General features: G+C 44.6%; 7 protein-coding genes and 1 pseudogene. 3 read left to right on the top strand and 5 right to left on the bottom strand.

Annotated elements, in window-relative coordinates; all coding sequences use genetic code 11:
* Positions 1-10: 10 nt before the first annotated feature.
* Positions 11-1,015 carry an HPP family protein gene (locus KTR07_RS15395; protein WP_217315455.1) on the bottom strand — a complete coding sequence of 335 codons (1,005 nt, stop codon included), beginning with the start codon at positions 1,013-1,015 and terminating at the stop codon, positions 11-13.
* Between the two features lie 62 nt (positions 1,016-1,077).
* Positions 1,078-2,247 carry an ATP-binding protein gene (locus KTR07_RS15390; protein ID WP_117981571.1) on the bottom strand — a complete coding sequence of 390 codons (1,170 nt, stop codon included), beginning with the start codon at positions 2,245-2,247 and terminating at the stop codon, positions 1,078-1,080.
* A 146-nt stretch (positions 2,248-2,393) separates the two neighbouring features.
* On the opposite strand from KTR07_RS15390, the gene KTR07_RS15385 reads away from it, so the two are divergent.
* Positions 2,394-3,206, top strand: coding sequence for a Cof-type HAD-IIB family hydrolase (locus KTR07_RS15385; protein WP_117981570.1), 813 nt, complete (start codon positions 2,394-2,396; stop codon positions 3,204-3,206).
* Positions 3,207-3,309: 103 nt separating this feature from the next.
* The gene (cysS, locus tag KTR07_RS15380) at positions 3,310-4,791 is read left to right on the top strand and encodes a cysteine--tRNA ligase (protein ID WP_090615619.1); all 1,482 of its coding nucleotides are present in this window, start codon (positions 3,310-3,312) and stop codon (positions 4,789-4,791) included.
* Between the two features lie 123 nt (positions 4,792-4,914).
* Here cysS and KTR07_RS15375 read toward each other — a convergent pair whose 3' ends face one another.
* The 3 genes from KTR07_RS15375 to KTR07_RS15365 form a co-directional block, all read right to left on the bottom strand.
* Positions 4,915-7,776 carry a chondroitinase family polysaccharide lyase gene (locus tag KTR07_RS15375; protein WP_117981589.1) on the bottom strand — a complete coding sequence of 954 codons (2,862 nt, stop codon included), beginning with the start codon at positions 7,774-7,776 and terminating at the stop codon, positions 4,915-4,917.
* 138 nt (positions 7,777-7,914) lie between these two features.
* Positions 7,915-9,465: a sulfatase gene (locus KTR07_RS15370; protein WP_054959847.1), complete on the bottom strand. Its 1,551-nt coding sequence runs from the start codon at positions 9,463-9,465 to the stop codon at positions 7,915-7,917.
* Between the two features lie 232 nt (positions 9,466-9,697).
* Positions 9,698-10,900 (bottom strand): glycoside hydrolase family 88 protein, encoded by a 1,203-nt coding sequence (locus tag KTR07_RS15365; RefSeq protein WP_016269279.1) that lies wholly within the window; start codon positions 10,898-10,900, stop codon positions 9,698-9,700.
* Positions 10,901-11,532: 632 nt separating this feature from the next.
* Between KTR07_RS15365 and KTR07_RS28765 the strand changes: the two are divergent.
* A pseudogene (locus KTR07_RS28765) lies at positions 11,533-11,705 on the top strand (DUF1080 domain-containing protein); the annotation flags it as partial.

The raw sequence follows: 11,705 nt of genomic DNA, 5'->3' as shown, positions 1-11,705 counted from the left end.
GACTTTGAGTCTATCCTCTGCATCTTTTTCTGCGATCCATGTATTCTCGCAACAAAGTCGGGGTAAGACAATAGGCAAGTTGCGCCCGACTCCATTTATAGCACTGCTGAAACACCACCATAGCGATCATGATAAAAAGTGCGGCACCGACAGTCGCCTGCAAAGGCAACCAAGCCAGCCCTTCACGTGGCAACAGAAGCGGTATAAACGCCAATGCTCCCGCCGGAGCAAAGAACTTCCCCGTCCATTCGAAAATAAGGAACAGAGAAACAGCAATGCCCAAAGCAACCAGACTTTCCGGCAAATGAAGGTAGTGATAACCTATCAGTTGGAAAACAGTTCCCAAAGTCGCAGCGGTAGCCAAAAATAAGAATACCTGTGTAGGACGGCTTCTGAAACCAGCTTTTGAGTTGACCATTTCCGCAAAGGTGACCATCAGCGGAGGTAATATCAAGTACGGACAATCCAGACTAATAGCCAGTAAAGATATCAAAGCAACAAAAACAAGCAAAATCCCCCATCGGGCGACGTCTTTCCCTGTCGGCTTCCGCCCAGGCGTATGAATGATCTGACTTCGAAACCCGTATTTCTCCATCATCTTCTGGATAAACACAGCCAGTACGCACATGATCAAAACAGCTGACGGATAAACAATGCTTTCCGTATGCAGCAAGACCGGCAGCACACATGCCGAAATAAGAGGAATCAGCGTTGTCCGGCTCACCAGCAGGCAAATCCCTGCAAACGCAAATGCCAGACAAAGATTGATGAAATAAGGCAAGGGTGAATAGCGTACAATGCAGATGCCGGCAGCAGCACCGACAGACATCAAGAGTACAATCTGCCATGGTTTCACACACCACACCCATTTATCGATAATCAACAGACCGATTGTCAATGCCACCATTTCAGGAAATAAAATCTCTTTTTCGTCCGTCCATCCAGCAATACCGACCATCAGCACAATTACTGCCAACGAGACGAAGTATCTTACTAGTTTCTTATGTTTTATCATTGAGCGAATTCTTTATTTATGCCTTAAGAAGCCGCAAAATTAATAAAAAAAGGATGACCAGCCTAGTACCCCATGCCAAACTGCCACAAAGGAATCACATTCATAAATCCTCTCTCAATATCATCTTTGACAACAAAACCTTTATCTATTCCCTGAATTTGCTTCTGCCCTTTCTTTTTCCCTCCTACCTCAAAGGTCATATCATCAATTAAGAAATCGGAAACAGGAGAAACCACAACATCCGAAAAAACTCTGGTTTGATTTAAGAAGAAAGTTTCCCTGATATTACCAATATTAGAGTTATCCTGAGCCAGATTATAGATAAGATTTGTATTATCCAAATAGATCTTATCCACTTTCCCCAATCCTCGCACTCCGCCTGTGGCATCTCGCAATTGCGCTATCAGACCCGCTTCCTCAATATAAAGACAATAATCAGAAATATTATTACGACTCACTTCCAAAGCTTTAGCAATACTGCTAAAGTTCGGTTTAAACGGTACACTTTTAGCTATAATCGCAAGAAGTTGTTTTAGTTTCCTCCCTGTAGAAACATTCATATCTGCAAACTGAGGAATATCTGATTCTAAAGTCAAATTTATTATTTGCCGCAAACGTATATCATAATCATTTTCCAAAGCAAACGGATAATAACCTTTCTGCAGATATTCATGGAAAAGCGGAAGCGGATGTTCCAAATCAGGAATATCTACTTTATGCAGTACAATATCTTGTAAAGTATATATTTCGGAAGGTATATGGTGAAACAACTGCAAATATTCACGAAAAGAGAGACCCTGCATCTGATACATCACAGCACGACGACTCAGATCGGAGGCTCCTTTATTGATGTCCAGCACTGACGAACCGGTAAACACAACATTCAGCTCAGGATGATAATCATAAACAAGTTTCAGCTCTTTCGACCAGTCTTTATATTTATGGATTTCATCTATAAACAGATATTTGCCGCCCATCTTCACAAACGCGTCAGCCAGGTCAAGAAGGCGATGGCTGGCAAAATAAAAGTCTTCTGCCGTCACATACAATGACTCATTCAAGTTCAGATTCTCTTTGATATGCTGGAGTACCAGTGTCGTCTTTCCAACTCCTCTCGGTCCGGTAAGCCCTATCATGCGGTTATTCCAGTTGATTCGGGAATAAATATAACGATGAAACTCTATGCTAGTTTCCCGCACTAACTTCTGATAATACTCAAATAACTTCTCCATATACCTTACTTTTCAGACAAAGATACAAAAATTGCACTATAAGAGTGCATTATTTAAATATATTTGCACTCTCATAGTGCAAATATCTCCATATACGTTGCAGCAATCTATTTTTCTCCTATCTTTGCAACTCAAAACAATGCGACATGAAATACAAACTCATAGTGCTCGACCTCGACGGCACACTCACCAATTCTAAAAAGGAAATCTCTTCCCGCAACCGGGAAACGCTGATACGCATACAAGAACAAGGTATCCGTCTGGTCCTTGCATCAGGGCGACCGACTTACGGCATCGTACCGCTCGCCAACGAGTTACGCATGAATGAGTTCGGCGGATTTATCCTGTCCTATAACGGTGGAGAGATCATCAACTGGGAAAGCAAAGAAATGATGTACGAGAATGTACTGCCCAATGAAGTCGTTCCGGTACTCTACGAATGTGCCCGCACCAATCATTTAAGCATACTGACTTACGACGGAGCAGAAATAGTGACCGAAAACTCGCTGGATCCGTACGTACAAAAAGAAGCCTTCCTCAATAAAATGGCGGTACGGGAAACAAACGACTTCCTGACTGACATCACCCTCCCGGTAGCCAAGTGCCTCATCGTCGGGGATGCCGGCAAGCTGATTCCTGTAGAATCCGAGCTTTGTATCCGCCTGCAAGGAAAGATCAATGTCTTCCGTTCGGAACCTTATTTCCTGGAGTTGGTTCCGCAAGGTATCGACAAGGCTTTATCCCTCAGCGTCCTGTTGGAAAATATAGGAATGACACGCGAGGAAGTGATAGCTATAGGCGATGGCTACAATGACCTGTCGATGATCAAATTCGCTGGTATGGGCATAGCGATGGGCAACGCGCAGGAGCCTGTAAAGAAGGCTGCCGACTACATTACACTGACCAATGACGAAGATGGGGTTGCGGAAGCGATAGAGAGAATCTTCAACGTCCCATAAGGCATTCTTCCTTCAGCAGATCAGACAAAATCCTTTGCAAGTTAAGTTGAAATCAATTATTTATTCTAACTTTGCACTTCCAATAGAACAAATATAAAATGTTATGGAACATCAACTTACCATTTACAACACGTTAGATAGAAAGAAAGAACTGTTTGTACCGCTTCACGCACCGCACGTAGGTATGTATGTATGTGGACCGACAGTGTACGGTGATGCTCACTTGGGACATGCCCGTCCCGCCATCACATTTGACGTACTCTTCCGTTATCTGACTCATTTAGGATATAAAGTACGCTATGTACGCAATATTACCGATGTCGGTCATTTGGAGCATGATGCTGACGAAGGAGAAGACAAAATAGCCAAGAAAGCCCGTCTCGAAGAATTGGAGCCTATGGAAGTCGTTCAGTATTACCTGAACCGCTACCATAAGGCAATGGAAGCACTGAATGTACTTTCTCCCAGCATCGAACCGCACGCTTCAGGTCACATTATCGAGCAAATCCAGCTCGTACAGAAGATTCTGGACGCCGGATACGCTTACGAAAGCGAAGGTTCCGTCTACTTTGACGTAGCCAAATATAATAAGGACTATCATTACGGCAAACTCTCCGGCCGCAACCTCGACGACGTACTGAATACCACCCGCGACCTCGACGGACAAAGCGAAAAACGTAATCCCGCCGACTTCGCCCTCTGGAAAAAAGCGCAGCCGGAACACATCATGCGCTGGCCTTCGCCATGGAGCGACGGTTTCCCCGGATGGCATGCCGAATGCACCGCCATGGGACGCAAGTATCTGGGCGAGCACTTCGATATTCACGGAGGCGGAATGGACCTGATCTTCCCGCATCATGAATGTGAGATCGCACAGTCGGTAGCTTCGCAAGGCGATGACATGGTTCACTACTGGATGCACAACAACATGATTACCATCAACGGTACGAAGATGGGTAAATCACTCGGCAACTTCATTACGCTGGATGAATTCTTCAACGGTACTCACAAGTTGCTGGCACAAGCCTACACTCCGATGACCATCCGTTTCTTCATCCTGCAAGCTCACTATCGCAGCACTGTAGACTTCAGTAACGAAGCGTTGCAAGCTTCGGAAAAAGGGTTACAACGTTTGATAGAAGCAATTGAAGGACTCGACAAGATCACTCCGACCGCAACAACTTCGGAAGGTATCAACGTGAAAGAGCTGCGTGCTAAATGCTACGAAGCTATGAATGACGACTTGAATACTCCTATTGTCATCGCACAGCTTTTCGAAGGTGCCCGCATCATCAATAATATCAACGCAGGAAATGCAACGATCTCCGCAGAAGATCTGAAAGATCTGAAAGAAACTTTCCACCTGTTCTGTTTCGACATCATGGGGCTGAAAGAAGAGAAAGGTTCTTCCGACGGTCGCGAAGCCGCTTATGGCAAAGTCGTTGATATGCTTCTTGAACAACGCATGAAAGCAAAAGCCAACAAAGACTGGGCTACTTCCGACGAAATCCGTAATACATTGACTGCACTCGGATTTGAAGTGAAAGATACGAAGGATGGTTTCGAATGGAGATTAAACAAGTAATTCAAGCTCTCCATAACAAACTGTCTCATTAACCGCATATAAAACTGAGGGTCGATTCTTCGCTGAACCGACCCTCTTTCAAGGTATGAAACACAAACATCAATACCTATTTAAATTCTCTCTTCATTTATTTTCAAGAATCATTTCCACCGGTTGGCCATGCTGACAAGTTACATCCAGTATCGTATGGTCACCTTTATATTCAAGCATTACATTCGCCGGTGTCTCCGACAAACTCCAGCGGCCTTTCAGCTCTATTATTTTACGAATAGGGCGGCTCGGTTCTTTTGTCGTATACGTCTTTTCCGCAATATTCAAGTTCGGGTCACAGACGCTGAGACGAATCGCTTTTTCTCCCTCTGCCGCATACATGACCATCGTTTCAGCAGGAATGGAAGCAATCACCAGCTTATCGTCAGCAGACCGGAAATCTTCAAAAACAGCATATCCGGTTATACCCGTTTTCTTGTCATAGACAATATGCGCAGTCTGATCACGTTGCCATACTTCGTATGCAGGCGTTTTCTTCTGTTCATCCAATTCCGAAACTGAAGGCTGAATCAGTACCATATATTCATAAGTAGCATTCTTCGGGGCGTTGCCATGTTCAATCCAGGCAGAAGAGAATGTTCCTTTAGTCTTTTCGCGGGTTTTCTCATGACGCGACTCCTGTTCGGCTATCTGTGAACGAAGGGTTCCGTCAGCTACATGATAATAGTTATCATAGCCGTCGTGCAGCCAATAGTTATCCTTACCTGTCTTCTGCTCTTTGCCGTTAAATTTCGTTTGGAAGAGAGTGGTCTCCGTAGAATAGTCAGCATTGCTGTTCGTGATGCCTGTTCCGAGGCAGATCATCCGGTTATCAAAACAGAAGACGGATTTACGGGCTACAAAGTCGGGAGTAAAGTTCTCATAATCACGTTCCGTCAGTTTCATTGCAAACATTCCGTTCATGCCGCCCAAAGAGCTGCTTCCGGAAAAGTTTTCCGTAGATCGTGCCATCGTCGTACCTTTCAGGGGACTGTCCAAGAGTTCAAAAGGAAGATGAATGGTGGTCGTACCGGGCAGACGGTTCCAGTCCCATCCTTCCTGTACAAAACCACTTCCGGCACGGGAGACGGGATTTCCTTTTCCCATAATCTGTACCGAGCCGTAGCTTTGATAACGTCCGTAACGATTATCTTTCGCATAGATTTCAGCACCCCATACATCTGTAGTATATCCTTTCAGTGTCACCATCCAGTCTGCACGGCGGAAAATTCCTGCCGATCCATAGTTATAAACAAAAAAACCGTGGGGAGCCTGTGCAGGCTGAATACCTTCTTTCCTGAAGAAATGTGCATTCCTTGTATTCCGATCACGTATCAGACGCAAATAATCGGCGGCCAGTCCATGATCGAATGTATTTCCCTGACCGGACAAATCTCCTGACAATGCAATATTGGCAAATGCTTCTATATCATCGCTTCCCATCTTTCCGCCAAAAGGATGGCGACCGCTAATGCCTGTCCCCCATTCGTAAAGGTTACAATAATTGCGCATGGCGAGGAAGGCGGACTTGATATGTTGCCGTGCCTCTTCCGTCAGTTCAAATCCGGTCCCGTTGGTGAGAGCGATAAATTGGCCGATGGTAGCCAGTACTCCGGTTGTATAGCCGGGATAGAAACCTCCGTGATGAAAGGTCGTTCCATCTACTTTGATACCGCCGAGAGTGCCCGGAGTATAATTCAGCGATGAAGACAACCAGCGCGACAAACCATTCAAAGCCTGTTCCTGTTCTCTTGCATCGGGGAACATCATGGCGGAGATAAACTTTGCCATCAAGAGCGTATGCCATGAATCCAGTAATTCATCCCGTTCCGGCGGACACGGTTGACGGGTCTCCTGCAAAGCAGCCCAGAAACGTAAAGTGGACAGATAGGCATCCCGGTGAGGATGTTTATAAATCGCGTCCCGCATGAGCCAGGCGGTAGTATATATTTTACGTACCTGATAGCCGTAATGATGGTTCGTCCCCATGCCGCTACCAAAAGCAAATCCCTGATCCATTGCATAGTCGAATACGGTAAAATAGTTCTTCTTCGATGTCTCATTCTGATTGTAGAAGGCATCGTATGCAAAACCGGCAAGCATCGTTTCGATATCATTCCATGACATCTCCCCTTTCTTCTTGTCTTGCTCGTCCGGTGCTACAACAGGAGTTCCGGTAAAGCCGGCCCCGGCTGCGGAGGGAGTGATGGCAGCTCTTTCAAAAGTCTTCTTTGCAGCGTTGATCTGTCCTTGCGGAGCTTTCTTCACATCGAGAAATTCAGTCAGGCGTTGTTCGATTGTTTTCAAGTCTTTCTTTTGTCGGGCTGTCAGTTTAGAAAGCAAGGGGACATCATAAGACTGCTGTTCCCATTTCCATACAAGACACCAATGCCAGAGGTCACGATTGGAAAGACCGTTGTTAGCTGGTAGTTGTTGATCCGGTGTCGTGCGCAGGTTCATCTTCTTTTCCGGAAAGGTCAGGCGATCCAGAAAGATGCGCCCTTTACGGTCGGGAGCAACCAGACGATAAGAAACTATATTTTTATCTTTCTTATCACCGTTCATGTAAGCGAAAGATATCCAGCAAGCCCGCCAGCCTGCCGCTTGCAGATGATACGTGAACCAATAAGAGACTTCACCCGCCTTATTTAGAAACTCAAAACGGATAGAGTCCTGCTGGGGTTTCTCGTTATATATCCACAGGGTAATACCAAATTGCTGTTCCTTTTTGGCATTCAGCGATAAGGGTTCTATCTGAACGTCCAGTGTCGAGGCAGGTTGGAAATCCCATTCCAGACTGCTTTCTCCCTCTTTATAGAAAAGAGAAGAAAGTTTCACTTCACCTTTCCCCGAAACTTTGAACGTCTCGGGAACCTTTTCTTCAAACCCTATGACCTGCGCATAAGAGGACAAAGAACAAAACAAGAACAGAAATATAAAACAAACAGCTTTCATGATCATTAATTGTTTAAAGGCAGTTCTTACCACACCCGGGTCTCAGTATGCACGACACCCGGGTGTCAGCACGTATGAGATCCGGGTGTCGGTATGTATGAGACCCGGGTGTCATACAAACCGTATTAGTATACGGTATCAGTAAGGTATACGGTCCGAAAGAATCTTTTCCGTATACCACGGATCGTCGATTTCTTTCAGCATTGCTCCCATTTCACGATAAAGTTGCTCCACAACTTCCTTATTTTCATCCAAAGGCAGATTATTCAGCTGATAAGGGTCGTTTACGTCATCAAACAGCAGACTTTTCTTTAGCTGTTTCGTCTCCCGGTCGATATACAGAGCCAATGTATAGCGAGCCGTCTTAATGCCGCGCGAAGAGGGGAAATAAGATTGCACCAATCCATCCTTATCTTTCTCTCCATCCAGATTCTGAATATACAACGCACCTGCCGGACGAACAATTTCCGCCTTTTCATCGAAGAAAAGAGGTGCGAAGTTGCGTCCCTGCACCTCGGAAGGAATCGAATCCCCCAGACCGCACAAGCCGAGTACGGTAGGCATAATGTCGGGAGCAGAAAGCAACAAATCATCTACCCGGGGCTGAATCTTACCGGGGAAACGAACCAGGAACGGAATATTCATAGATTCGGAATAGGGAGAGTTCTTAGGGTCGTCCGTTCGCTGGCTGCACATTGTTTCGCCATGGTCGGAAGCAAAGATGACTACTGTATTTTTATCCAATCCCAATTGTTTCAGTGCTTCCAGAATCTGTCCGAAAGCACGGTCTACTCCGGTCACAGAAGCAAAGTAGTAACGGACGGATTCCGCTTTTTTCATATTCAGATCTACGTTCGGGCGAATCAGCAGACTGTCCAGCGGTTGATCTTTGTAAAGATTGAAGTCCTGTTCTTCACAATCGTTCAGCGAACGGTATGGGCTATGCGGCGGGTTCATTCCCACCATGATGAAGAATGGCTTCTTCGTATCACGCACGTTTCCTTCATTCTTGAGATAAGAAACAACTTTGCCCGACTCATGGAGCGGTGACCATTCTTTCGGATCATGCCTCTTGCCGTCCGTATCCCAATAATGCGGGTTCTTATGTTCGTCAAACGTGCCGTACGAATACCAATAGTTGAAACCGTGGCGCTGCTCTTTCGGCGTATAAGCGTCCCACACCGGACGCTGTGTTTCTACATATTGTCCCGGATTCTCCGGATCATTCGGGGTCGGGAAGTCAGCGTGAAGTTTACCGAAATAAGCACAATCATAACCGGCCTTGCTGAATACGTCGCCTATGCACTCCGCATCGTCACGCAAAGAGCTGATAGGACGTGTAGAATTACAGTTCAAAGGTACACCACTACGATTCGGATACATACCGGTCAGCAACATTCCACGATGGGGGCTACTCAACGGACAGTTGCTCTGAGCAGAAGTCAGCACCATAGATTCACGTGCGAAGGTATCTATGTTAGGAGTATGCACGGGGTCTCCCCGAAAGTTTACCTTATCTCTGAAACCTTCCTGATTCCAGAAGCCCATTGCCTGATTGCGATACTGATCAGGAAATACATAGATGATGTTTGGATGTTCCGCTTGCTCTGCCACCTGTTTGGGAGCTTTACAGCCTTGCGCTGCAAAGAGGGTCAAGCCACCCATCAATAAGTTTACTGATTTGTTTATCATGATATAAAGAATAACAGTTAATGCACCAACCGGTTTCGGTACAGCAAATAATGTTTTCCGGTTCACCATTTAATTCGTCCGCCTATAGCCGGACGAAAGATTGCCTATAGCCAAACGAAACGTTACCTATAGGCGGACGCAAGTTTGCCTGTAGCCGGACGAATTAATTTATGCACCGGAAGAGACTAATATATGCATATATCCGGCTAAAGTACAGGCAAGGCAGTTCTTACTTCTTTTCCAAGTCTCTTTTGCGCATCAATCCTTCCAGGAAGTAATAGTCAGCGTAGTTTAAAGGCACATCTATTTCCTGGCCGTGAGGGATACTGCCTACAGAGTGCATCAGTATAAAGTTTCCATTCGTACCCACTTTCGCACGATAAGCCGGTGAGCCGAGGCTTTCCATAATCTTATCAGCAGTTTCCTTATAGTGATTGCCCGGCAGATAACCGTCGAGTTCGTACAGAGCAGAGGCCGTACAGGCGGCTGCCGAAGCGTCACGAGGTTCGTTCGGAATGTTCGGAGCATCGTAATCCCAGTAAGGAACGAGGTCTTCCGGCAGGTTCTTATTGGTAAAGATGAAGTTATACACCTTCTGTGCCTGATCGAGATACTTCTTGTCTTTTGTATAGCGATAGCAAGTGGTATAACCGTATAATGCCCAAGCCTGTCCGCGAGCCCATGATGATTCGTCCGCATATCCTTGTGCTGTTTGTCTCTTACGCACTTCTCCTGTTTCGGGATCGTAGTCTACCACATGATAGCAACTGTTGTCCGGACGGAAGTGGTGAGCCATCGTTGTATCCGCATGTTTCACTGCTATATTGTAAAAGGTAGAGTCACCGGAAAAAGCCGTAGCTTCAAACAGCAATTCCAGATTCATCATATTATCGATAATCACCGGACATTTCCATCCGCGTGTTCCCTGCCAGCCTTTATCGGCATCCCATGACTGGATAACGCCTGCTCCCGGACGGAAACGGGTAGACAATGATTTTGCGGCTTCTACAATCACGTCTTTATATTCTTTCTTATCTGCAAAACGGTAACCGTTAAGATAACTGCACCCGATCATAAAGCCGACATCGTGATGCCACTTCAGATATTTCACAGAATCGAGGGCTTCTGTGTATTTTTCTGCCAAAGGCAACCACTTTTTATCCCCTGTCAGATTGTAAGTCAGCCACATGCTGCCCGGAAAGAAACCGGAGCACCAGTCATCAATAGGTATATAGGAGATACTACCATCTGCATTGATGGTTCTTGGATTCAGAATTTTACCGGATTTCTCGATAATGTCTGTCTGAATTGTGTTTTGTGCTACTGCGTTGTCGATGTTGTCCTGAATAAAATCGACTTCAACCTTTTTTTGTCCACCGCAACTCGTAAAGATCAGAAGCGAAAGTCCCAATGCGCTAAGAATTGTTTTCATAATACATGGATTATTTGTTAAGTTAATAATTATCTGGTGGCAAAAGTAGTACTTTCAAATAGAATAGACCGTCCCAAATAATCCAATTCAGGGACAAATTTGGTACATTTCTCCCTTGAAGGGCATATTTGCACAGATATTCCCCAAAAGCCTGCTTAATTATTTAATGAAATTGAAAATGTAATTATAATAATCTGACTAATATATAATATATTCTGGTCATTTTAAAGAAAAAGGCATTCTAACTCTTCTACATTTTTATTATATTTATTTGTAATTAATCAATTGATTGTTAATTATAATTATCATCATCACGTTTACATAAAGTTATGCAAATTAAATAAGAAATTACTTATTTAGTTAGCTTTGCCATGTCCATTTTCAATCAAATTCTTCGTTAATGAGAATCAGACATATATAGATATTTGTACTTAAATCAGCAACATCTTATGAACACACCAGCTTCTGTAAACACAAGAATAAAAGTTCGTCTCATCGGCTTTAGCCGAATGGGATTATTTTATTTGAATAAAGTGCTAAAAGCGAGAAACATAATTATCGAGACGGATGGAAATTGCCTGATATGCCCAGATAAAAGTAAATTAAGAATTAAAGATTAAAAAGTTATTATTATGAAGAAAGTATTTTATCCATTAGCTTGTTTTCTCGCAGCGGGAGTTTTAGTTTCCTGCAGCAGTCAAAGGAAAGCCGAAACAGCTCCGAAGGAGCAATCGGCAAACGAAGTAGCAGTATCATATTCAAAATCATTAAAAGCAGCAGAGATGGATAGCTTGCAATTACCGGT

It is taken from the genome of Bacteroides sp. MSK.20.82, from assembly GCF_019052485.1.
Classification (GTDB): Bacteria; Bacteroidota; Bacteroidia; order Bacteroidales; family Bacteroidaceae; genus Bacteroides; species Bacteroides thetaiotaomicron.
The sequence above is the reverse complement of the archived record's forward strand: the minus strand, read 5'-3'. Positions and strand labels throughout refer to the sequence as shown.